Source organism: Macrococcus epidermidis (genome assembly GCF_024205965.1).
Classification (GTDB): Bacteria; Bacillota; Bacilli; order Staphylococcales; family Staphylococcaceae; genus Macrococcoides; species Macrococcoides epidermidis.
In genome coordinates this window covers 2,052,219-2,076,259 of record NZ_CP073819.1, presented here as the reverse complement: position 1 = coordinate 2,076,259, position 24,041 = coordinate 2,052,219, and the positions used below count along the sequence as shown (strand labels likewise).

Below are 24,041 nucleotides of genomic sequence, written 5' to 3'. Positions count from 1 at the left end.
AGATGTTAATTTTAAAAATAAAAAAAGATGCAGCTAATTATTAGCTACACCTTTTTCAACATATGCTCGGATCAATTTACGCTCTTTTTCTCCAACTGTATCAAATGTAAATATACATAATGCTGCTTTGTCTGAAACATTATAATGTTCATCACCACGAGATATTTTAATAATAACTACATTAGCTGCACCACGCTCAGTTTTATGCATTACATCAAATTGCCATTCCAAATTTGATCTTTCGGTTTCATCGAGATAACACTGTATACCTGCGATGAATTCATCATATCCTTTTTCATATTCAACACCGTCATCATAGATGATATTCGTTTGAACATTTTTATCGACGATTTCTTTGATTTTTTCAATATTGTTGTTCTGCCATGCAGCTAATAAATGTACGTGTGGCATTTGTCTCATCCTATCTTCTTTTTCTTATTTACACTATATCATAATCTTGAATAGATAATGTTAATTATTTCATTCCATTTTATTCATGTGGTAAAATAAACTTAAAGAATCAGTAGAGGAGTGAAACACCGATGGAATTTGTTAAATCTCTATTCAAAGCAATCTTTATTACATTTTTAGTATTATCTGTTATTGTTACTGCTGGTGCAGCTTTATTTGTTATCAGCTTTAAGAAAGATTTTGAAGATATCGAACGTCGTACGAAAGAAATCGTTGCTAAAATTGAATCAGAAAATGTTTAAGACTCTGTAATTTAGAGTCTTTTTATTTTGCATAAAATAAATTTATCTGGGGTGTTCAATTGAGTCCATTACAATCTATTTCACAAGAAGAATTACATGGTTTAGAAGATATTCATTCAGAGCAGGAAATGTCACAGCTGATTCAATTGATGAGAAAACAAAGACCAGTTATTCATGATATCGTAATAGGGTGTAGTAGGAATAATCTTGATTTGATAAAAGCATATCAGTTTAAATTATTGTGGGAACAATTTGGAGGTTTAGATGGTACAGGCGGAACTGTGCTTGCAATTGTAAGCTGGAACCCACACTCATCTTCATTTAATAAATATGTTAAACGTATCGCTAGACACATACCAGATGGTTTCGTAGCAATCGGAGAAACTAAAGGTTTTGAACAATTTATGAGAAGATTGCATCGTTTCACAGATGTAAAAGCAGATAGAACATTTGTATTTTCTTCTTTAGAATCTCAGCAGATGATTAATAGTGGGGGTGTCTTTATCTTTGAAGGTATGCAAGGCACTTCAAAACTCGGTACTTATTTTTCAGTTCGTGATGGACGAATTCAAATTACATAAATTAAAACGCACATGCCATAAACATGTGCGTTTTAATTTAAATAGTATCATCATCACGCTTTTTACGTGTGAAGTACAATAATGCAACACCTGCTGTAACGGTCATAAGACCAGCTAACGGTAATAATAAGCTCATTGCCTCACCAGTATGTGGTAAATATTGATCTTCATTATTTGTTGGTTTATGGTTCGTTGCTGCATTGTTGGTGGAAGTATTATTATATGAACTTTTTTCAGAACGATTATCAGAAGCGCTATCAGATTGATTACTAGAATCGTTAGTACTGCTGCTATTACGATAGTCTTTATAATTGCTGTCCGAAGCATAGCTGCTATCAGATGCATAGTCATCACTTGATGTGTTTTGTTGTGATGTATGATCTGATGTAAATGATGGGCGCGTGTTTTCTTGATTAGTTGTCGTGCTGGAATAATTATTTGATGAAACATTATTATTACTTTCCGTGCTATATGAACCATTTTCGTTACTTGTTGTACCAGACGTGACAGAAGCCTCATTATTACGTTTCATAGGATTTACTGTCGGTTGTTTTACTGGAAGCTGTGATTTTACGTTACTATTATTAGTTGAATTACGTGTACGTGATGACGCTCTATGTGTTACCTCATTAGAGCTATCTTCCTTCTTACTTCTTGCAAGTAACGGTGGTATATCATCAGGAGATTTGCGGATCGCATCTTTTAGTTGTGAATTTTTAGTTGTCGTTTCAACAGAATGATCTCGTTTAATCGGCTTTGTTTGTGCTTCAAAGATTAAAAATTTCTCTTCACCAGGTTCAATCTTTACATTATCTGTTTCCGTAGTTTTGTTGTAACTTACTTCATAGATCTTGTTTGGCTCAGTTGTATTAAAAGTTACGCTTCCGTTTGATACGTCAGCTTGATCAACAAGCTCTCCATCATATTTTAAATATACAGTGGTACCATCTTCTAAATTTGAAAATGAACGATCTACTGCATGAACTTTAATCGTTAGATTATCTTCTGGAAGAGGCGTTTCAGTCACCGGTATCTCTTCTGAAGAAGGTATAACTTCCTCGGGATTAACAACTTCGATATTATTCAGTTCACCAGGATTAATTTCATATTCTTGTCCGGCTATTTCAATCACTTTGATATCTTCAGCAATCACTGAATAACCATCATCTAAAGCAGTAAGAGATTGTTCTTCTTCGTTTATATTGATGCTGAAAGGAAAGTCTTTAATAGGTTCATCGTCTTCATCATGAAAATAAAGTACTGTCGGGGTTGCTTCAGCATGTGCTGTTGAAACTGTTGTGAGGGAAGCCATAATAGCAAATGATAAAAGTATTTTTTTCATATGGAACTCCTTTTTGCTTGTTGAATATATTATGACATAATTCAATTGCAAGTGCTATAGAGTATCCAATAATTCACAATTGATTTAGTAAGTTAAAACGTAATTTATATTGTTTAATATATTGTCATATAAACGTTGATTTTTCTTTGTTAATGCCCATTAAATGGTTATAAAGTGAAAAACGTAAATTGGTTACAATGAAATAATATTGTAATTATTTTATATTTTTTTTAAAATTCTATCGAATTTTTTGAATATTTCGTGTAATATTATATTTGCAATATATCATTTAGTGAATGGAGGAAATTATTATGAGAGAAGAGTTAGAACAAGTTGTTTTAAAGATGAAAGAAATGAACTTATCTCTAGAAGAATTGTTAAACCAAAACAAAAATTTAGGATTTAGCGAAGACGTAGTAACAGTAATTGACTCTGCTGCCCAAAAACCTCTTAAGTTCCAATCTTCTAAATATTGGACTGGCGATTTCTAAAGTGATTGATCAATACATTTCGGAATTAATAAAGAAGTTAAATCTTTCTAAAGATTCCGAAGAGCAACTATTAGTTTATGTAACTAATAAAATCCAGCGAGATAGCTGGGGAAGTTATTACGAAACAATCAACAAATTATTTAATAAGGGAACACAAGCTGATATGCAAAGAAATTCGGTTGCTATTCAGCTTGTTTTTTGGGCTTTTGATTTAGTCGATGATGTTGTTGATGGAGATTACTTGTTAGAGTGGATATCTAGAGAGCAACAAATTCTTTTGTCTCATATTACTATGCTTCAAGCTATTCGTTTGTTTAATCAGGAAATTCAAGATGAGGTAATGGCACTTATTGTTGATGCAGGGTATGCTGAATTTTTTGATGTAACTTTTGATTTTAATGAAAATCCAAATATTTCTGAAGATGAATATATCAATTTAGTTACGCAAAAGTCAGGAAACTTAATGCGTTTGATTGGCTTAATCATTGATAAAGACAATGAACCGTTACAATATTTTATGCAAAATGTGGGAATAGCTGCCCAAATTAAGAATGATATTGATAGTATCTTATCTGAACACAAGAATGATTTTAATCAGAGAAAAATGTATCTACCATTGATTAAATATATCTTTTTTTCCGGGGATAAAAACCTTCAGTATTATTCACGAGAAAATATTTTACAATCGGGTTCACTAGACTACTGCAGATTGTTGTATAATTATTACATTGAAAAAGCATACAGTATACTTTCAGATGCTTTTCCCGATAAAACTGAAGGAATAAGGAAATTAAAAGATGAATTCAATTTTTAGATTAAAACGTATGTCATTAACAATCTATATATCTTTAATTGTTATATCATATATATTTCATTTAAAGTTTTTCTATGCTATCAAATATTCTATATTAACTGTGCAGAATACTGATGATATGACAATTTTAATAAGTTGTTCAGCTTGTTTTAACTTTTTCATAAGTATTGTCGTACTTCAAATATTTAATAAATTTGATTCATATGTACTAAAACATTTTTTTATACTTTGCATATTACTAGCTAACACTATATCTTTTTCATTTTATGATCCTTTGTTTAAAGGATTGGGAACAACCATGGAAATATTTTTACTGTTTTCTGTATTAGCTATGTTATCGAAGTTATTTAGTATCTATCCAGTATTCTCAAGGTCAAATAAATTAAATACATTTTTAAAACTCAATAATTATTTAATTTTTATCCTTTTCATTATTGCAATGATACTGAATGTTACGCTTCAGAGAAGTGACTTTGTGTTATTTTCGTTTATTATGCTCATCACAGTGTGCATCATTTTATTGTTGAGTGTATTTTATGTGATTTTCTCAATCATTCGTAACTCGCACGGTATGATTCGTCGTGAATTGTATTTTATTCTTGCTTCGCTATTACTTAGTATTTTACCGATGTTTACACTTAATTTATTTTTGCATTTTTTTAATAGCAGTATTCCTTACTACTATTTATTACCGACACTCATTATTTTCCCATTGTATTTACTTTATTCATTCTGTAAATTCAAGATAATCGTTTCAGAATCATTTTTATCTATTGTCTTTGGATTGTTTCAGATATGGAATGTCTTAATGCTATGTTCAATGATTGTATTCTATGTATTTTTCCTTGAGCATCCAATGCTCATCACTGCAATTATCATCCATAGCTTATTGTTGGTTGGATGTGTTGCATTATATTACTTCCGTAACCGTTATGCTGTAAAATATCGTGCTGCAAATATTACAAACAATATCAACGAGAATATTTATGATACTTTAATTCAGAACAATATTCAGTTATCTAATTATTATTTATTTATTGAAACGCAGGACCAATCTGAACAGTATAAGTTCCCAGCTGGAACATTTAATTATGATGATATCATCTCTAAGACGCATATGATTTATGAGCGTTCAACGATTGCGATTAATCAACTGCAGGATATTACCGTTTATGTTCATCGTACTGCAATGAATAATGCATTTATCGCTATTCATTCTTCCGAGGTTGAAAAGTTTAAATATCACGAATTTGTTCATTTATTAGAGCAGTTTGAGTTCTTTATGAAAAACTATTCTACGAAGTTAATGGATGAAGATTATAAGAATCGTATTTATTTATCACATGCTGCACTTGAAGAAGAACGCGAACGTTTATCGATTTTCTTACATGATGATATTTTACAGAATATTATTCTCGCATTGAATGAGACGAAGACTTTAGACAAAGATGGAAGTCGTGCGCATATTGAAGAGATTCTGGATGAATCAATCTATGCGATTCGTGAAGCATGTGAGGATCTGTTTCCTGCAGATTTAGACGACTTTGGATTAAATGAGAGTTTAAATAGTTTAATTCGTCGTCATCTGTATGAATCAATCATTGATATCCAGCTGGATTATCAGGAAAGCAACGTTATAATTGATAAACTCATAAAAATCAGCAGTTATCGTATGATTAAAGAATTGATCAACAATGCGATAAAACATGCCGATGCTAAACATATTAAAGTTGAAGTGGTTGAATCAATCTCATCTTTATCATTTAAAGTTTCGGATGATGTTAAAGGTATCCCGTATCATAACGTATCAGATATTTTAGTAAGAGGATCTAACAATGGATTAAAGTACTTGATAAACCAGGTCAACTTGTTTGATGGTGCTGTAGAATTTTCGGTGTTTGACGAAAATGCATACAGACAAGGTCTTATTGTAAGTGTTACATTGCCGTTAGAATAGAGGTGGTTTCATGATAAAAATTATTATACTTGATGACCATGAATTATTCGGTCACGGGGTTGCCAAAATTATTGAGGCGGAAGACGATTTGTCAGTGTTAAAAGTATTTACAGATCCGAATCTGCTTACGCATTATATTAAAACGCTACAGCCTAATATTGTGCTGTGTGATATTAAAATAAAAGATGTGAATGGCTTAAACATCGTAAAGACGTATTCTAAAAAATATCCGAACGTAAAGTTTATTATGCTCAGTGGGTACAACTTAGAAGAGTATAAGATTAAAGCTTATGAAAATGGTGCGGTTGGATTCATTTTAAAGGATGAATCTACGGATAAACTTGTAGATGGTATCCGTGCAGTTTATTATTTTAATCAAAATTTAAAGCATGATATGGTTTTAGCGAAACCTTTGCTGAGTGATCAAGAGAAAGAAATTTTGCGAATGATTGCTAAAGATATGAAAAATCAGGAAATCAGTGAAGCTTTATTTATCAGTAAGCGTACGGTTGAATATCACATTACGAAGCTGATTAGAAAGCTTGGTGTGGAATCAAGGTTAGGTGCTGTAATTAAAGGGATAAAGCTAGGGATTATTGAAGAAAGTGAAACGAAAATATAGACGCAGGACATTGTCCTGCGTTTTTTCTAATGGGTGTAAATATTGATGATATCCATAAATGAAATAAAGAAAGTCTGATGATTACTTGTCACAGAACCGATAATAATGGCTGCCCATTGATCTATTTTCTCTATCGTCATATCGACAGACTGAATATAACCATCCATATAGTATTCGATTGTCACATCCTGATGTTTAGCAAGTGCAATGTGCAATGTTTCATTGATTTCCTGCACATGGTCTTCAGAAAGCTCTGGCCGTTCAACTTTATTTTGATTTTCTATTTGTCGTCGTACATCGGCAAATTGTTGTGGCATCGTAGCAAATGGCGCCCATTTAATCATACCGCGCCCTTTAGGAATGTTGCGGTTCAGTTGCTCCGGTTCAACTTTTCTGTAATCAGTTTCGCCATAGATAGGGTGGATCATTGTCTCACATCCTTCTTCTTTTCTTTTATTATACGAACATATGTTCTATTTTACAATAAAAATAAGCAGTGGAATTTTCCACTGCTTATTTGTTCGTTTTAAATTGATGTTTACCAGGGAGATTAAGTGCAGTGACAATCAGCGTCACACCTACAATACCAAGCAGTGCGACATAGACACTCATCATCACACTGTTTAACACAACACCCACGATTAAACCGGAACTTGCTACAAGTCCTGCACCACTATAACCAAGCGAACTAAATGCGATATAGCTTGCGCGTGCATCATCTGGCATCAGTTTCGCCATATATACAGAATAAATCGGACTTTGAATCAATTCTCCGATAGTTGCAAATAATATACATAGCATGAGCATCCACCACACTGTAATTGTATGTGTTAATGCATATCCGAATGTGTACATTAGTCCACCAATGACAAGCATTGTACGCTGATTAAATGGTTCGACGAGTTTATTGATCAGAAACGTAATCGTTACAACAAGTACTGTATTTTCAATGAGCATTAAACTCATCATGCGTACACCATCAATGTGTACGCCGAACAAATCAATAGGTTGAAACACTTCATGTAAACGTACTCCGATATAATTGGTTAAAGCAAATTCAGCAGAAAAGATAAATACGGCAGCAGCAGTGAAGAGCACGAAGCGCGTATCCTTCAAAGCAACTTTATATTTACCGAATAGATCGCGCATCCAGTGCATATCAACGATGACTTTCTCTTTCTCGGTCGTTGGATCTTTTAGAAACTTGTAGAAGATAAACGTATTAATTAACATGATTGCAATGATAATGATAAAGAGTAGGAAACGATGTTCTTTATAAAATAGTCCACCAATTGCTGTTCCTACAGCAGTAGCGAGGTTATTCGACCAGTATGTCGTCACATAAACTGATTTTCTGCTAACTTCATCGGTTGAGTCAATAATCAATGCTTCAAGTGCCGGGAAGATCATGGCACTTGGAATAGCGAGACACATAAAGATAATGGCCACAAACCATGCAAGATTAATATCCGGGTGAATGAAAATCGCCATCACTGTAAAAAGAATCGCAAATATAGTTTGTCCCCAGATAAGCTGTCCTTTCCGACTGAAGCGGTCTGCAAAGTAGCCGCCGACAAGATTACAAAGCAATCCGAAAATAACATTCAGTGACATGAGGATACCCGAAGTGACTTTACCGAGTTCATCAGCAATATATAAAACCATGAAAGGCATAACACTCATTGACGCAGCGTGATCAAAGAAACCACAAATAATTCGCAGTTTAACATTAGATGGAAAGTCTTTAAATTTCATTACGGGATACCTCTAGTTGTTTTTATTCTTATATATTTCTCTTATTATATTTCATAATAATCTGAAAATATACATAAAAAATAAGCTAGAACAAAAGTTCTAACTTATTTCGTAATTGAAAGCAATAGTTCACGTGCAACTTTCGCTGCAACAGCATTAGAGACGCCACTGTGGTCGTATGGTGGTGACAATTCTACGATATCAGCTGCAACAACGTTCAGTTGTTCGAATACTTTAAATGCAGGTTCAAGTTCTTTGTACGTTAATCCACCAGGTTCAGGTGTTCCTGTACCAGGGAAGATTGATGGGTCTAAACAATCCAGATCGATTGTAACATATACTGGCGCATTACCGATAATGCCTGGTAAATCCTTTAATGTATCGATTGAGAATTTCTCAAGTACGGTATGTGTTTCGCTCCAGTCGAACTCTTCTTTCGTACCTGAACGAATACCGTACTGATAAATTCTATGATCACCGACAAGGTCATGTATACGACGTACGACTGTCGCATGGGATAATGGCTCTCCCATATAGTCATCACGTAAGTCCGTATGAGCATCAAGTTGCACAAGAATCGCATCCGGATACTTTTCAAGAACAGCACGCATAGGGCCAAGCGTTACTAAATGTTCGCCGCCAATCATAAATGGCAGTTTACCTGCATTTAAAATCGTGCGTGCCGTATCTTCAAGTTCTTCTAATACTTTCACTTTGTTACCGATTGTAATATCGACGTCTCCTGAATCCATAATATGGACATCTTCTAGATCTTTGTTTAAGTATGGACTATATGTTTCAAGACCATATGATTCAGAACGGATTGCATCAGCTGCAAAGCGGGTACCAGGACGGTTTGAAACCGTACCGTCAAATGGTGCACCATATATTACTGTTGTTGCTTCTTCAAATGAAGCTTCGCAACTCATATACACATGTTTATTCGGTTGCATCATCGAGCATCTCCTTAACGAATGTTGGAAGAGCGAATGCACCAGTATGAATATCAGTGTTATAGTATTTAGTTTTTAAGCCAAGCGCGTTCCAGGCATCTAAGTCAGCATCTTTTAATGGGTCGAACTTTTTAGATGCAAATCCGAATAACCAGTGACCAGATGGGTAAGTTGGCATATGGAACTGGTACACACGTGTAATCGGGAATAATCCTTTAATTTTAGAATGTGCACGCTTCATTTCATGTGCGTAGCTTGGATAATAAGGTGATTCATGCTGGTTAATTAAAATACCGTCATCTGTTAACACTCGGAAACAGTTGTTATAGAAGTCATGTGAGAACAAACCTTCACCAGGACCGATAGGATCCGTAGAGTCGACTAAGATAAGGTCATAGTAACCATCTTCTTTGTTCTTCACGTATGCTAAACCGTCTTCGAATAATAAAGTGACACGTGGATCTTCTAGTTTCCCTGCAGTAATTGGAAGGTACTCCTGAGATAAACGTACAACGCGCTCATCAATTTCTACCATATCAATTTGTTCGATAGATGCGTAACGTGTTAACTCACGTACAGTACCGCCATCGCCGCCACCGATAACGAGTACTTTCTTAATGTTAGGATTTGTTGCCATTGCAACGTGTGTAATCATATCGTGATACACGAATTCATCTTTTTCGTTAACCATCATTAAACCATCTAAAGTGAAGAAAGTACCGAATTCTTCAGATTTGAAGAAATCAATTTGCTGGAATGGTGTTTTTTCAGTTAAGATATGTTCTGTTGTTTTAATAGAGAATTTCACGTTATCCGTGTGATTTTCTGTATACCATAAATCTAACATGTACAATTCCTCCTTATTTAACTTCTACTTCAACAGGCTTGAATGATTCTACGACGATTTCACCTTTAGAATATTTGTGGATTTTGTCAGCCATACCACGACCGATTTCATATGAATCAGAAAGTTCAGCTTTTAAAGCTTTTTGTAAGTAATCTTCTGCACGCCATGGGTCTACAGTGTCCCCACAAGTAAATACGTCAACTGAAGCGTAGCCATATTCAGGCCATGTATGGATTGTTAAATGTGATTCTGAGATGATAACAGCACCACTTACACCGTATGGATTGAATGTATGGAAACAACTTTCCACGATTGTTGCACCACTTACGCGGGCAGCTTCATTCATGATTTCTTCAACTTTATCATGGTCCTTTAAAATATCTTTGTCACAGTTATAGTATTCGATTAAAACGTGTCTTCCAAGTGTAGTTAATTTCATTATTAAATATCTCCCTTATTATCAATTATAAATACTTCATTTTTGTTTTCTGCGCCAATCTTAATAATTGGCTGGTCGTTAATAAATTTCCAGTAGTCGATGACTTCCTGGGTGATCATTTCACCTGCCATCAGTATCGGAATACCCGGTGGGTAGATCATTAAACTTTCTGCACATACTTCGTTTAAAGCATCTTCAATCTGCACGACTTTCGTCTCAGAGTAAAAGACATCTCTTAAGCCCATCTTCTGCATCGGAATCGACATCTGCTTCAGAATCGGTGGAACGAAAGGTTTGTCTGGGTTAAAATGTTTAGCGCTAATATCTGAGAGTGCATCAAAGAGTTGATTCAATTCACTTTCATTATCCATAAACGACACAATTCCCATGACGATATTAGGTTCTGCAAGTTCCATCTGTATATCGTAGTCACTACGCAACAAGTGATACACTTCAAAACCAGATAAATCAAGACGATGATCAATATAGATTGTCAGTTTAGTTTCGTCTAGCTGCTGGTGATATTTCCTGTTAAACTTTTCTGGTTCTAACATGTAGAATCCAGGAATTTTGTTGATGCTTTGTCGAAATGACTGAACGAGTGATAATACATTGTTGATTTTCTCTTCGCCGTGCAGTGCTAAATGATGACGTGCAATATCAAGTGATGACATCAGCAGGAATGAAGCAGAGGTTGATGTCAGCATATTGATAATACTCTTTACTTTATGCTTATCAATGAGTCTGCTGTTAAACAAAAGAACGCTCGTTTGAGTAAAAGAGCCACCTGTTTTGTGTAGGCTCGTTGCTGCCATATCGGCACCAGCTTCCATACTGGAAAGTGGAAGTTCATCTGAAAAGCGATAATGTGCACCATGTGCTTCGTCCACAAGAACAGGAATGCCGGCATTGTGCGCGATTGAAACAATTTCCTTTAAATCACTTACTGCCCCGAAATATGTGGGGTTCATGATAAACAATGCTTTCGCATCTGGATGTGCTGCAATCGTTTCGCGTACAGTTTCTACACTGATATTATGTGCAATCCCGTATTCTGTGTCGAATTCAGGTACCATATAAACGGGTGTAACATCAGCGAGTGCCATCGCATTTAAAACAGATTTGTGAACATTTCTTGGAAGCAATAGTTTATCTTTTGGCTTGAGTGTAGACAGAATCATTGCCTGTATACCAGACGTCGTACCATTTAATAAAAAGTGTGCTTCCTCTGCTAGAAACAAATCAGCCATCAAAGCTTGTGATTTCTGAATGACACTTGTTGGATGATCAAAGTTATCTAATGTTGGCATCGAATTTACGTCATGACGTAAAGTGCGCATGCCATAATAGTTCAATTTATAGTCAGGGTCCAGGCCGCGTTTATGTCCTGGCACATCAAAACTTGTAACGTGTTGTTCTTCGTACTCTTTTAAGGCCGTAAATAAAGGAGTCAATGCATGCTTTGCTTTATCGATACTATGAAAAGCCTTGGAGTAATATGTTTGTGTCATTGGCCACTCCTTAAAATTGGTAAAGATTTAAATATTAGTCTTACTTAACTATTAGTAATGTAAAACTGTCATTTATTAATACCAAACAAATTGTAATGTATTACTAAACTATAAGCAACAAAAATTTTTATTTTTGCTAAATTATTTTCAACTTTTCGCAATCTGAATGTGATTTTGTTAAAATGAAATTAAGAGGAGGCGCTACAATGAGTGAAGTAAAAGGATTTATTGGATCATATACAAAGCAAGACGGTAAAGGGATTTATAGCTTTACATTGGATACAGAAGAAAAGACGATTAAGACGGTAGAAACAGGATACGAAGTGAATGGCTCAACATATATTCAACAACATGGCGATAAATTGTATGGTATTAAAAAAGCAGACAGCAATGCAGGTATACAAAGCTATCAAATTAATGAAGATGGGACATTAACAGTAATTAATGACAATTTATCATCTACAGATTCAGCGTGTCATATATGGATTTCTGAAGATGGAAGATATTTATTAGAAGCGGTTTACGGACCAGGTGTTGTGAGGTTATATAAATTAGATGAAACAACTGGTGAAGTATTAGAATTAATTGATATTGCACAGCAAGAAGGAACGGGACCAAATAAAGAGCGTCAGGATCACGCACATACGCATTATATCCAGGAAACACCAGATGGAAAATATGCAGTTGCTGTTGATTTAGGAACTGATGAAGTGATTACATTTACTTTTGGAGATCATGGATTTAAACGTGTTGAGACTTTAAAAGTTGAGCCGGGAATGGGACCAAGACATTTAATATTTAATGATAATGGCAAATATGCATACTTGTTTACAGAGTTAAGCAATGAAGTTGTTGTTTTGAAATATGCAGAAGGTAAATTTGAAATGCTGGATAAATTATCTTCTATTCCTAATGACTTTACAGAAAACTCACAAGGAGCAGCAATTCGATTAAGCCATGACGGTAAATATTTATATGCTTCCAACCGTGGACATCAATCTATTGCTGTATTCAAAGTATTAGGTGATGGAGAAAAGATTGAATTAGTTGAAATTGTAGGAACGGGTGGAGACTGGCCACGTGACTTTAATATCGATCCAAGCGATACTTTTCTTGTTTGTGCACATGAAGCTGATGGTGTATTGACGCTATTTGAAAGAGATAAGGAAACAGGAAGATTAACAATGTTAGAAAATGATAAACGTGCACCAGAAGGCGTATGTGTTCAATTTTTATAGAGATAATTCCTACCTCGAATTGAGGTAGGAATTTTTTTGTATGGATTAGGATTCGAAATTGGTGAACCCCCAATTTCGAGAGCGGGGTAGATGCTGAAATTGGTGAACCCCCAATTTCGAGGGCGGGGTTGATGCTGAAATTGGTGAACCCCCAATTTCGAGAGCGGGGTTGATGCTGAAATTGGTGAACCCCCAATTTCGAGAGCGGGGTAGATGCTGAAATTGGTGAACCCCCAATTTCGAGGGTGAAACTGATGCTGAAATTAGTGAATCTCCAATTTTGAGAGAGGAGTCAAAGACGAAATGGATAAAACCCCAATTTCAGCATCAATTAAAGTTATTAACGATAAAATGTTAATGGCCCATTCTTAAATATTTTATGATGTGTATTCAAATATGTACGTATCTTTTCGCTACTAATATGATTTTCTGTCCATTTTTTGACCAGATTCACGTTTAATCGCTCCATCGGATAAATTAAATGGATGTCTTCGATTGCTTTTTGTAAATAGTCATTACAGTTAACTTCTTTTTTGCATGCTGGACACTTAAATTTTCGATTCGAAACTTTTTCGTACTTTGCAACATGACATTGACATACAACGCCCATGCCTAAATCTTCAATATTAATACGCTTTCTAAAATTGAATTTTTCATCAGTGTATTGCAAATCTATTAATTTTTTAGCAATATGTTCATCATATTTATCGATAGTAATCTTACTATTCTCTGTAATTATTCTGTAAATATCATGATACTCTAATATATTGTCATGAACTTGGTAACCATAAACTTTATAAACGGGATTAACAAATGTAGTGTAGTAGTTGAAGGGCAGGCCAATGTGGTTTTGTGTAAGAAGTATTTTAAATAATTTAGGTGTTCTAATTCTTTGTTCGTTTAATTTATCAATAGGTGTACCATTTAGAAAATAGAATAGATTGTCTTTATAGCAGACATCACAGTACATATTTTTGATTTCAAATATAAATATTTGTCCGTTCATAATAATGAGCGCATCAATTTGAAAGTATTGTTTATTAACTAAAAATCTTAAATTGTTTAGTATTAGTCCGTATTTGAGATTTTGCTTCACAATAGCATCAAAACTTCGTTCACCGTTTATTCCTTTTATCCGCGTATCAATCTCTTCATTATCATCATAAGAAAGTTTAGCCCGAATACTTAGCTGCAGTAAATAGGATAATTCCATATCAAATTTTCTTTCTTTAATAATCATTAAAAATCTCCTTTTAACATTTCAATGATAAAATAATAATAACAAAATAGTATTAAACACATGTAAAATAATTGTAAAAATGGAGTGAGAATATGAAAATTGCGATTTATCAAATGGAGATTATTCCTGGTGAACCCGAGAAAAATATTGAGAAAGTTGCAAATTGGTTATCGACACTCGATGACGTTGATATTGCTGTATTACCAGAGATGTGGAACACGTCATATACATTAGAGGAATTAGTAAATATAACATCTGAAGAAGGACAGCGAGAAATCGAAAAATTAAGTGAACTTGCAAAACAATATCAGATAAATATTGTTGGAGGATCAATTGCAGTCAGAGTCGAAGATAAGATTTACAATCGGGCAATTGTTATTAATAAAAATGGTGAACATATACATCAGTACGATAAATTACATCTAGTACCGATGCTGGATGAACCAAATTATTTAACACAAGGGAATAATATTTCAATTTTTGAAATAGATAATGTAAAGATGGGCGTTATTATTTGTTATGATCTGCGATTCCCTGAAATATCGAGGAAATTAGCTTTAGAAGGAATTGAAGTACTATTTGTTGTAGCAGAGTGGCCGATAGAACGTATCAGTCAATTTGAAAAATTACTCTATGCTAGAGCAATTGAAAACCAGGTTTATGTCATTGCAAGCAACAGTATCGGAAAGTGTGATGATACGGTATTTGGTGGTAAATCGATGGTGATAAATCCATTAGGAGAAGCCACTACAAAAATAATATTAGGGGAAGGGACAATTCAAGCAACTGTTAATATAGAAGAAATTAGAAATATAAGAACTAAAATACCTTTATTAAAAACACGCAGAGCAGATATATATTAGCACTTAATATAAAAAATTCGCTTTATATAATTTGTCACAGTTTAGACACATTTAAGGTAAATAATTCTACACAGAAATGATTATTTTTAACATATTAAATAATAAAGTGAATTAATCTGAAAAAATATTATAAGAATATATTATTAAAATTAAATTTTATTCAAAAATATTTCATAATGATTAGTTTAACTGCTAAATTTCGATTTAATTGATTTATTAAAATATGAAAATGGTTAAAATGTTATTAACATAAAATTTAATGTAAATATTTTCAAAATGATTAACTTAGATTTGTAAAAATAATACTTTTTCAAGAATACTGAAAATTATATTAATTTTAATCTTAAGCGATTTAATAAGGGTTTACTTAAGAAAATAAAGTCTATAGAATTAAAGTGTATAATGTGTTCATTGTAGCATTATTGCATGTTTTTATTTTAAAGGAGGATTTTGTATGAAAAAATCAAACAAAAGTAAATTAGATTTCCTTCCTAACAGATTAAATAAATTTTCGATCAGAAAATTTTCATCTGTGGGTACAGCTTCAATTTTAATTGGATCTTTAGTATTTACAGGAAACCAAGCGCTTGCAGCAACAGATGATACAACAACGACTGAGGCAGCAACGACTGAAGCACCGACAACAGAAGCACCGACAACAGAAGCACCGACAACAGAAGCACCAACAACAGAAGCACCGACAACAGAAGCACCAACAACAGAAGCACCAGTTGAGGACACTGGCAACCATAAAATTGCAGGTCGTATCTTTGACGATCTTTTAGGCGCTAACGGTGAAGCGAACAACAACTTACGTGATGAAAATGAAAGTTTAGTGTTAGCTACTCCAGAAGAGTTAGCGGCTTTCAAAGTTGAATTACGTGATGAAGCTGGTAATATCGTTGCGGAAAAATCTTTAGATGCAACTGGTTACTATGAGTTTACTGGTTTAAAAAATGGTACTTATAATGTAACGTTTAAAAACCCATTAACTTGGTCACCTGTTATCGCTAACGTTGATTTTGATGCAAGTGATGATAGAGACTCAGATGGTCCAACAGATGTACGTGTTGTAATCAACAACAATGATTCATTACATGTAGACCAAGGATATAAAAAAGGTGCAGGACATTCAGTAAATGATTTACCGGGTAACCCTGAACCACCAACAACAGAAGCACCAACAACAGAAGCACCAACAACAGAAGCGCCAACAACAGAAGCGCCAACAACAGAAGCGCCAACAACAGAAGCACCAACAACAGAAGCGCCAACAACAGAAGCGCCAACAACAGAAGCGCCAACAACAGAAGCACCAACAACAGAAGCACCAACAACAGAAGCACCTCCAACAACAGAAAAACCTGATACTGGTAAATATTCTTTAGGTGACAAAGTTTGGGAAGATAAATTAGAAGAAGATACTAAAGCGCCAAATAATGTTCAGGATGCTGACGAAAAAGGTATCGAAGGTATTAAAGTAACTTTACATGACTATGCTGGTAACTTTGTAGGTGAAACTTACACGGATGCTAACGGTCAGTACAGATTCGATAACTTACCAAACGGTACTTACCGTGTTGATTTTGATACACCACTTGGCTGGTCACCAGTTATTGCTAACTTAGGAGACGAAGTTATTGATTCAGACGGTCCTGTGGCAGTTTTAGCTGATATCAATGGTAAAGACAATCTGGATGTAGACCAAGGTTATGTAAATAATGGTGGAGGTGGAGTAGTTACTCCAGTTCCAACGCCAGATCCTGGTAAACCAGAACCGACTCCAGAACCAACCCCAGACCCAGTTAGACCTGAAGGTAAATACTCTATCGGAGATAAAGTATGGTGGGATGATCAAGATAAAGAAGGCAACTTAGATAACTTACAAGATCCAAATGAAGCACCTGTTAAAGATTTAAAAGTTACAATTCGTGACGAAGCAGGTAACTTAATCGGTACAACTTATACTGATGCAAATGGTCATTATCAATTTGATAACTTACCAAACGGCACTTATATCGTTAATTTCCACAATCCATTAGATTGGTCACCAGTTATTGCTAACTTAGAAGCTGATTTACATGATGTAATCGATTCAGATGGACCAACAGATGTACGTGTTGTCATTAATGGTGCGAGTAACTTTGATGTAGACCAAGGTTATGTATTAAAAACTGGTTCACCAGTTATTGTACCTCCAGGCGGCGGTGGAGAAGTAACGCCACCAGTAACACCTCCAGGCGGTGGTGGAGAAGTAACACCACCAACAAAATTACCATTACCTCCAGAAGTATGTTCTGTTGTTTCTATCGGTGAAGGTACAGCTGGTAACTTATCTATCGGCAACAAAGTATGGTGGGATGCTAACCGTAACAACATGCAAGACGCTGGAGAAAACCCAGTTGTAGGATTACGTGTAACATTACGTGACTACTCTGGTAATACAATTGGTGAAACTTATACTAATGCTTGGGGAGAATATGCGTTCCACGGCTTAGCTGAAGGAACTTACATCGTAAACTTCCACAACCCATTAGACTGGTCACCAGTTATCGCTAATATCGAAGCAGACTTACATGATGAAGTTGATTCAGATGGTCCAATCGATGTTATCGTAAACTTAAAAGATAAATCTAACGCTAATGTAGACCAAGGTTACTATGGTACTGGCGAAGCTGGACCAAATTGTGATACAGGTATTACACCTCCTGGCGACAACGGTGGCGGAGACAAAGACCCTGGCACTAAACCTGGCGACAACGGTGGCGGAGACAAAGACCCTGGCACTAAACCTGGCGATAACGGTGGCGGAGACAAAGACCCTGGCACTAAACCTGGCGATAACGGTGGCGGAGATGACAAAACTCCGGTAACACCTCCAACAGATGGTGGTCAATTACCTGACGTTAAAGATTCAGAGAAAGCTACTGTAACACCAGATAGCAATTTACCGGATACAGGTGAAGCGAACAATGCAGCAATTGCAACTGGTGCAGCAGCAGCACTATTAGCTGGTGGCGCATTAATTGCAGCTTCTCGTAAAAGAAGAGACGAAGAAATTTAATAATTAACCTAAAAAGGAAGATCTCAAATTTGAGATCTTCCTTTTTCATTTATATATCATTTAAATATTTGTTTGACGTATCTGAATTTTCCTTTGTAAGGTGGAAACATAATACCGGATTCCAACTTCGTACTTTTAGTCATATATGCTTTTTGATGACTGAATAATTCAAATGTATATTTTCCGTGGTAGTGTCCCATACCTGAATGTCCCACACCGCCAAAAGGTAAATAAGGATTAGCGACATGCATGATTGTATCATTTACACATCCGCCGCCAAATGATACACGTGTGAATACGTCTCTAATAAAATCATGATCATCGCTAAATATATATAATGCCAATGGTTTTTCATATTGCTGAATTGTTTCAAAAATTTCTTCTTTGTAATTGTAACCGATGATCGGTAAGATAGGTCCGAATATTTCTTCCTGCATTGATAAGTCGTTTAATCGAGCATCAATAAGTGTCGGTGCAATATGTAGTACATCTGCTTTTGAAGCGCCTCCAATAAGAATACGGTCATGTGCTTCATCAATCATTGCTGTTAAGCGATTAAAGTGCTGGTCATTGATAATGTGACCATAGTCTTCACTTTCTAAAGCATTTTTCCCGTAAAATTCATTCAATGTAGATTGCATCGCTTTAAGAAATTTGTCTTTCACTTTATTGTCAATCAATACGTAATCAGGTGCGATACAAGTTTGTCCGGCATTCATGAATTTACCGAACGCAATGCGTTCAGCCGCCACTTTAATATTAGCTGTATCATCTATGATTGTAGGGCTCTTTCCACCGAGTTCCAGCGTAACTGGTGTAAGGTGTTTACTAGCTTTTTCATAGACGATTTGTCCTACTTTTGTACTACCTGTAAAGAAGATATAATCAAATCGAACGTCCAGTAAAGCTGACGTTACTTCTTTTTCTCCTTGAATCACTTTTACGTATTCAGGTTCAAAGACTTCCTTCAAAATTTGTTCGATAACAATGCTTGTTTGAGGTGTATGTTCTGAAGGTTTGACAACTACACAGTTTCCAGCTGCGATAGCACCAATTAATGGGGACATAACAAGTTGGAATGGATAGTTGAATGGTCCGATGATAAGCACAGTACCGTATGGTTCATACATTAAATAACTTTTACCAGGAAATTGCATCATCGGCGTATTGATTGATTTCACCTTGCTCCAGTTTTTGATTTCCTTGATATATGTAGAAAGTTCTTTTAACACGATGCCAATTTCAGTAGCGTACGCTTCAACTTTTCCCTTCCCAAGATCGCTGTTTAAAGCATCGATAATATCTGTTTCATGGGCTTTTATTGCTTTTTTTAACGCTTTTAATTTTTTTCTTCTTAGTTTAATCTGCTTTGTTTCGTGCGTTGCAAAATAGTCTTTCATCTTTTTGATATCTTCGTGAATATTCATGAAAATTCCTCCATTTAGCATTGTTAAGGTGTATACTATTTAATAAACAAACGATAAAAATTACGGGGTGAAATAAATGAAATTTGGTCTTATCGGAACAAACTGGATTACTGATCGATTTATCGAAGCAGGTATTACTGTTCCAGAATTTGAACTACATAGCGTCTATTCCAGAACGATTGAACGTGCGCAAAGTTTTGCAGAAAAACATCATATTCCTAACTTTACAGATAATATGGATAAATTGTTGAATGATGAAGCAGTGGATATCATTTATATAGCTACACCAAATATATTACATCATCAACAGGCAATACAAGCAATGAATCGTGGGAAACATGTTTTATGCGAAAAACCGATCGCCACAAGTGAAAAAAACTTTAATTTAATGTATCAGGCGATGGAAAATAATGATGTGTTCTTCATGGAAGCGATGAAAAGTATCTACTCACCATCTTTTATCAAACTTCATGAATGGATTAAAGAAATCGGAATCATTCGTCGTGCCAACTTCCACTATAATCAATATTCCTCTCGCTATGATAAATATAAAGATGGTATAGTAGAAAATGCTTTTAAACCTGAACTGGGAAACGGAGCATTAATGGACTTAGGTGTCTATACTATTAGTCCTTTAGTTAATTTATTTGGAATGCCTAAAACAATTCAGGCGACTGGCAAACTGTTGTCAACTGGCGCTGATGGGCAAGGTACGATTATTTGTAATCATCATTATATGACATCTGTACTCAGCTATTCAAAAATTATTGATAGCCATTTACCATCAGAGATTATTGGCGAAGAAGGTATTATATTAATTGATAAAATCTCTGCACCAAATAAAGTTCAGAAGTTGAATCGTCATGGAGAAGTTATTGATGAAATAGTGAGTGATGCACCACCTATGTCATATGAAATAGCCCATTTCATAGAAGCGATTAAAAATAAAGATTTTAAGGCGCTCAATTTAGAGACTTCACATCAAACAATGAAAGTAATTGATGAAGTAAAAAAACAAATTGGCATTTTAATAAAATAAGTTATTGATTATTCAGAAAATTTAAATTATAATAAAGCCATACCATTTTTTCATTCTTTCAAATATAACAAAAAGAGACGCACCCCGCGTCTCTTTTTGTTATTTAATCAGTTCTTTTAACTCGGTATCACGTTCCATTACGATACGTGCATATGAACATAAAGGAATAATCTTTAAATTATTTGCCTTGGCATAATCTGTAACTTTTAATACTAAAGCTTTAGCGATACCCTGACCACGTAACTTTGGATCTGTATATGTGTGGTCGATTGCGATTGTGTCTTGTCCTGAAGGCTGGAAAGTGATTTCTGCTTCTGGTTGTGCTTCATCACCGATATAGAATTTATTATTTCCTTGAATAATTTCCATGACAAACACCTCTTCTATTTATGATAATACATCTGTAAGCTGTGGAACAACTTGTTTCTTACGAGATACGACACCTTCAAGTACAGCTGTATTTTTATCTAATACGACATTGAATGCTTTTTCAACTGCTGCTTGTTGTTGTCCTAATGCTAACACTTTAGAGTTAGAGTTTAAGATGTCAGTAACAACAAGGACAAATAATGCATATCCTTCTTGTGCTGTTTCAGCATTGATTGCATTTTCTAATTCTTCCTGACGGCTTAATACTTCATCGATATCAACAGTATTTACTTGAGCAACGCGAACTTCGTGCTCACCCATTGAGAATGATTTTGCATCGATATTTAATAATTCTTCAGCTGTCTTATCGGCAGTATTTGCGCCAGCTTTTAACATATCTAATCCGTAAGATTGAATATCAACGTTAGCAATAGCAGCTAATTCTTCAGCAGCTTTAACGTCTTCATCTGTACAAGTTGGAGATTTAAATAATAATGAATCTGAAATAATAGCAGATACCATTAAGCCTGCAATTTCAGGTTTAATTTCAACACCATGTTCTTTATACATCTTGTTTAAGATTGTTGCTGTACAACCAACTGGTTCTGCACGGTAGTATAAAGGTCCTGCTGTTTCAAAGTTAGCAATACGGTGATGATCTACTACCATTAAGATATTCGCATCTTCAATGCCGTCAGCTGACTGTTGAAACTCGTTATGGTCAACTAAGATAACATCTTCACCATGTAAGCGTTCGATCACGCGGGGAGCATTTACATTGAAGTGTTTTAAAGCATATTCTGTTTCACCATTTAAGTCACCTAAACGAACCGCTTCGATGTCTTTTCCTAAAGCTTTTTGTAAATCTTCCATTACTAAAGCTGATGTTACTGTGTCTGTATCTGGGTTTTTATGTCCGAAAGTTAAAATTTTCATAATAGTCTCCTTTTAGTATAATTCTTATCTATTTTATCATGATTATTTGATCTCTTCTACAGTCATGCCTAATACGTTCTTGAAGTGTTGTAGTGCATAACGATGACCTTCCGGATTGAATGAAGCAACCGCGCGTTCATCGACTGACATTTCAAAGCCTAAATTATACCCTTCTACTGCTGTATGAAGTACGCAAATATCAGTGCATACCCCAGCAAGTTCGATCTCTTTTATATTTCTTTCGCGTAAAAGTTGTAATAAAGGCGTACCACTAAACGCACTATATCGCATTTTATCAATCCAGAATACGTGGTTATTATCTTTATCACGCAAATAGAGTTCATGCAACTTACCATAAAGATGTCTACCATCCGTATCTTTAATGTTGTGCGGTGGGAATAATTTCGTTTCAGGATGATAAGTATCATTTTCAAAATGTAGATCCATCAATACAAAAATCGGCTTATTGTTATCTTTATAGTCATTCCATTTTTTAACCATTGTCTCTTCCAGCGCAATTGCAGGTTCTCCGCACGTCAGTTTACCATCAAGTGCTACAAAGTCATTAGAATAATCAATAATTAATAAAGCTTCACTCATCGTCAGCGCTCCTTTAAACGTAAGTTTTAAATTTAGAGTATACTGTTGATTAAAACAGGGTATAATCTTAATTACATTATAAATGATTTGAAGGTGTTATAAATGAAAAAGATTAATATTAAAGATTTTGGTGCGAAGGGTCGCCATGTTCTTTTTGATACGATTGGCTTACAGCGTGCACTGAATCAGGCAAAAAAAGAGCCTGTAGAAGTTTATGTTCCAGAAGGGACATATTACATCGGTAAAGAATTAGTGATTTATGCACACACTTATTTACATTTGCATCCTGATGCTGTTTTGCGCCGAATGAGTCCTTTTGCAATGCTTAAAAATGGTAGGAAAAGTGAAGGATATAAAGGGTACGATGGTAATGGTTATATTAAGATTGAAGGTGGGACGTTTGATCAATATGGTCATGTCCTAAATTTCAATAATAGTATTATGTCGCTTGGTCATGCGCGTGAAATTGAAATTAAAGATGTAACCTTTAAAAATGTTGTTCAGGGCCATGCGATAGATGCATGTGGTATCGATGGTTTTAAAGTATCGGGATGTAAGTTTCTCGGGTTTCGTGATGATAGTGGAGAACGTGCTTTTAGTGAAGCGATTCAACTAGATCTACAACTGAAAGACTCTTTCCCTAAGTTCGGTGAATATGATGGCACAGTGACGAAGAATGTCATCATTGAAAACTGTTATTTCGGTAATTCTAATGAACCGATGATGAAACCGTGGAACAGAGCGATAGGCAGTCATGCCAGCACATATGAAATTTATTATGAGAATATCACTGTAAAAAATAATACGTTTGACAAGATGGGAGATTATGCACTTACTTTCCTAAAATCAAAAGTATTGCATGTATATGATAATACCTTTAATGACTGTAATGGTGGTATACGTTATTTAGCAACGAAGCAGGGGAAATATTCACTTGATCTATACGGGAGAGACCATGGTGCTCAAGCAGGTGAAATGACTATTATACGTAACAATCATTTTCACTCTATCAATGATAAATACGCAATATTATTTCAGAGTTATGATGGTAAGAAGAATAAAGATATCTATATCATCGATAATCAATTCAGTGAAGACAATACATGTACCATAAAGATAGGTGCAGCGAAAAATGTCGTGTGTATGCAAAATAAAAACTTAAAAAAGATTAAAAAGATAGAAGTAGATGATTTTTATGCAGAAACGATTGCTAAAGATGAATCTGTTGGTGAGTTATAAA

At 34.9% G+C, this 24,041-nt stretch carries 24 protein-coding genes; 11 read left to right on the top strand and 13 right to left on the bottom strand.

Annotated elements, in window-relative coordinates:
* Positions 1-33 precede the first annotated feature (33 nt).
* Positions 34-411 (bottom strand): hypothetical protein, encoded by a 378-nt coding sequence (locus tag KFV12_RS11065; protein WP_133424187.1) that lies wholly within the window; start codon positions 409-411, stop codon positions 34-36.
* A gap of 131 nt (positions 412-542) precedes the next feature.
* Between KFV12_RS11065 and KFV12_RS11060 the strand changes: the two genes are divergently transcribed.
* Together KFV12_RS11060 and KFV12_RS11055 are read left to right on the top strand one after the other, a co-directional pair.
* Positions 543-713, top strand: coding sequence for a hypothetical protein (locus KFV12_RS11060; protein WP_099580953.1), 171 nt, complete (start codon positions 543-545; stop codon positions 711-713).
* Between the two features lie 59 nt (positions 714-772).
* Entirely contained in the window at positions 773-1,294 is a 522-nt protein-coding gene (locus KFV12_RS11055) for a type 1 periplasmic-binding domain-containing protein (RefSeq protein ID WP_254256762.1), read from the top strand.
* A gap of 37 nt (positions 1,295-1,331) precedes the next feature.
* Here the strand turns inward: KFV12_RS11055 and KFV12_RS11050 are convergent, their stop codons facing one another.
* Positions 1,332-2,636, bottom strand: coding sequence for an LPXTG cell wall anchor domain-containing protein (locus KFV12_RS11050; protein ID WP_254256761.1), 1,305 nt, complete (start codon positions 2,634-2,636; stop codon positions 1,332-1,334).
* Positions 2,637-2,947: 311 nt separating this feature from the next.
* On the opposite strand from KFV12_RS11050, the gene KFV12_RS11045 reads away from it, so the two are divergent.
* The 4 genes from KFV12_RS11045 to KFV12_RS11030 all read left to right on the top strand — a co-directional run bounded on the left by KFV12_RS11045 (position 2,948) and on the right by KFV12_RS11030 (position 6,520).
* Positions 2,948-3,127 carry a hypothetical protein gene (locus KFV12_RS11045; RefSeq protein WP_096075873.1) on the top strand — a complete coding sequence of 60 codons (180 nt, stop codon included), beginning with the start codon at positions 2,948-2,950 and terminating at the stop codon, positions 3,125-3,127.
* Position 3,128: 1 nt separating this feature from the next.
* On the top strand, positions 3,129-3,941 hold the full coding sequence (locus KFV12_RS11040) for a class 1 isoprenoid biosynthesis enzyme (protein ID WP_254256760.1): 813 nt from the start codon (positions 3,129-3,131) through the stop codon (positions 3,939-3,941).
* Positions 3,942-4,239: 298 nt separating this feature from the next.
* Positions 4,240-5,898, top strand: coding sequence for a sensor histidine kinase (locus KFV12_RS11035; RefSeq protein WP_254256759.1), 1,659 nt, complete (start codon positions 4,240-4,242; stop codon positions 5,896-5,898).
* Positions 5,899-5,908: 10 nt separating this feature from the next.
* Positions 5,909-6,520 (top strand): response regulator transcription factor, encoded by a 612-nt coding sequence (locus tag KFV12_RS11030; protein WP_254256758.1) that lies wholly within the window; start codon positions 5,909-5,911, stop codon positions 6,518-6,520.
* A 26-nt stretch (positions 6,521-6,546) separates the two neighbouring features.
* Here the strand turns inward: KFV12_RS11030 and KFV12_RS11025 are convergent, their stop codons facing one another.
* The 6 genes from KFV12_RS11025 to KFV12_RS11000 form a co-directional block, all read right to left on the bottom strand.
* Entirely contained in the window at positions 6,547-6,948 is a 402-nt protein-coding gene (locus KFV12_RS11025; RefSeq protein ID WP_254256757.1) for a YolD-like family protein, read from the bottom strand.
* An 85-nt stretch (positions 6,949-7,033) separates the two neighbouring features.
* Positions 7,034-8,275, bottom strand: a complete 1,242-nt coding sequence (locus tag KFV12_RS11020) for an MFS transporter (RefSeq protein ID WP_254256756.1) — start codon at positions 8,273-8,275, stop codon at positions 7,034-7,036.
* 104 nt (positions 8,276-8,379) lie between these two features.
* Positions 8,380-9,231, bottom strand: a complete 852-nt coding sequence (speB, locus tag KFV12_RS11015; RefSeq protein WP_254256755.1) for an agmatinase — start codon at positions 9,229-9,231, stop codon at positions 8,380-8,382.
* A complete protein-coding gene (gene speE, locus KFV12_RS11010; RefSeq protein ID WP_086043247.1) occupies positions 9,215-10,075 on the bottom strand; it encodes a polyamine aminopropyltransferase in 861 nt (286 codons plus the stop codon). The genes speB and speE overlap by 17 nt, the downstream gene beginning before the upstream one ends.
* A gap of 13 nt (positions 10,076-10,088) precedes the next feature.
* Complete coding sequence (speD, locus tag KFV12_RS11005; RefSeq protein ID WP_086043246.1) at positions 10,089-10,514, bottom strand: adenosylmethionine decarboxylase; 426 nt, start codon at positions 10,512-10,514, stop codon at positions 10,089-10,091.
* A 2-nt stretch (positions 10,515-10,516) separates the two neighbouring features.
* Positions 10,517-12,025 carry an aminotransferase class I/II-fold pyridoxal phosphate-dependent enzyme gene (locus tag KFV12_RS11000; RefSeq protein WP_240838343.1) on the bottom strand — a complete coding sequence of 503 codons (1,509 nt, stop codon included), beginning with the start codon at positions 12,023-12,025 and terminating at the stop codon, positions 10,517-10,519.
* Positions 12,026-12,231: 206 nt separating this feature from the next.
* Here KFV12_RS11000 and pglS point away from each other — a divergent pair, with 206 nt between their 5' ends.
* Positions 12,232-13,263: a 6-phosphogluconolactonase gene (gene pglS, locus KFV12_RS10995; protein WP_254256754.1), complete on the top strand. Its 1,032-nt coding sequence runs from the start codon at positions 12,232-12,234 to the stop codon at positions 13,261-13,263.
* A 340-nt stretch (positions 13,264-13,603) separates the two neighbouring features.
* Here the strand turns inward: pglS and KFV12_RS10990 are convergent, their stop codons facing one another.
* Positions 13,604-14,503 carry a nuclease-related domain-containing protein gene (locus KFV12_RS10990; RefSeq protein WP_254256753.1) on the bottom strand — a complete coding sequence of 300 codons (900 nt, stop codon included), beginning with the start codon at positions 14,501-14,503 and terminating at the stop codon, positions 13,604-13,606.
* Between the two features lie 92 nt (positions 14,504-14,595).
* Here KFV12_RS10990 and KFV12_RS10985 point away from each other — a divergent pair, with 92 nt between their 5' ends.
* Positions 14,596-15,366: a carbon-nitrogen family hydrolase gene (locus tag KFV12_RS10985; RefSeq protein WP_239243152.1), complete on the top strand. Its 771-nt coding sequence runs from the start codon at positions 14,596-14,598 to the stop codon at positions 15,364-15,366.
* Positions 15,367-15,820: 454 nt separating this feature from the next.
* Positions 15,821-18,430, top strand: a complete 2,610-nt coding sequence (locus KFV12_RS10975; RefSeq protein WP_302054713.1) for an SdrD B-like domain-containing protein — start codon at positions 15,821-15,823, stop codon at positions 18,428-18,430.
* A 56-nt stretch (positions 18,431-18,486) separates the two neighbouring features.
* Here the strand turns inward: KFV12_RS10975 and KFV12_RS10970 are convergent, their stop codons facing one another.
* A complete protein-coding gene (locus tag KFV12_RS10970) occupies positions 18,487-19,857 on the bottom strand; it encodes an aldehyde dehydrogenase (RefSeq protein ID WP_111715784.1) in 1,371 nt (456 codons plus the stop codon).
* Between the two features lie 76 nt (positions 19,858-19,933).
* On the opposite strand from KFV12_RS10970, the gene KFV12_RS10965 reads away from it, so the two are divergent.
* Positions 19,934-20,896 carry a Gfo/Idh/MocA family protein gene (locus KFV12_RS10965; RefSeq protein WP_111715786.1) on the top strand — a complete coding sequence of 321 codons (963 nt, stop codon included), beginning with the start codon at positions 19,934-19,936 and terminating at the stop codon, positions 20,894-20,896.
* A 99-nt stretch (positions 20,897-20,995) separates the two neighbouring features.
* On the opposite strand, the gene KFV12_RS10960 is transcribed toward KFV12_RS10965, so the two are convergent.
* From KFV12_RS10960 to KFV12_RS10950, 3 genes are read right to left on the bottom strand one after another with little or no spacing between them, the layout of a single operon-like run.
* A complete protein-coding gene (locus tag KFV12_RS10960; RefSeq protein WP_111715788.1) occupies positions 20,996-21,265 on the bottom strand; it encodes a GNAT family N-acetyltransferase in 270 nt (89 codons plus the stop codon).
* 18 nt (positions 21,266-21,283) lie between these two features.
* Positions 21,284-22,204, bottom strand: a complete 921-nt coding sequence (locus KFV12_RS10955; RefSeq protein ID WP_170122503.1) for a manganese-dependent inorganic pyrophosphatase — start codon at positions 22,202-22,204, stop codon at positions 21,284-21,286.
* 39 nt (positions 22,205-22,243) lie between these two features.
* Positions 22,244-22,801, bottom strand: coding sequence for a cysteine hydrolase family protein (locus tag KFV12_RS10950; RefSeq protein WP_111715792.1), 558 nt, complete (start codon positions 22,799-22,801; stop codon positions 22,244-22,246).
* Between the two features lie 102 nt (positions 22,802-22,903).
* Between KFV12_RS10950 and KFV12_RS10945 the strand changes: the two genes are divergently transcribed.
* Positions 22,904-24,040: a glycosyl hydrolase family 28-related protein gene (locus tag KFV12_RS10945; protein WP_254256752.1), complete on the top strand. Its 1,137-nt coding sequence runs from the start codon at positions 22,904-22,906 to the stop codon at positions 24,038-24,040.
* Position 24,041 lies beyond the last annotated feature (1 nt).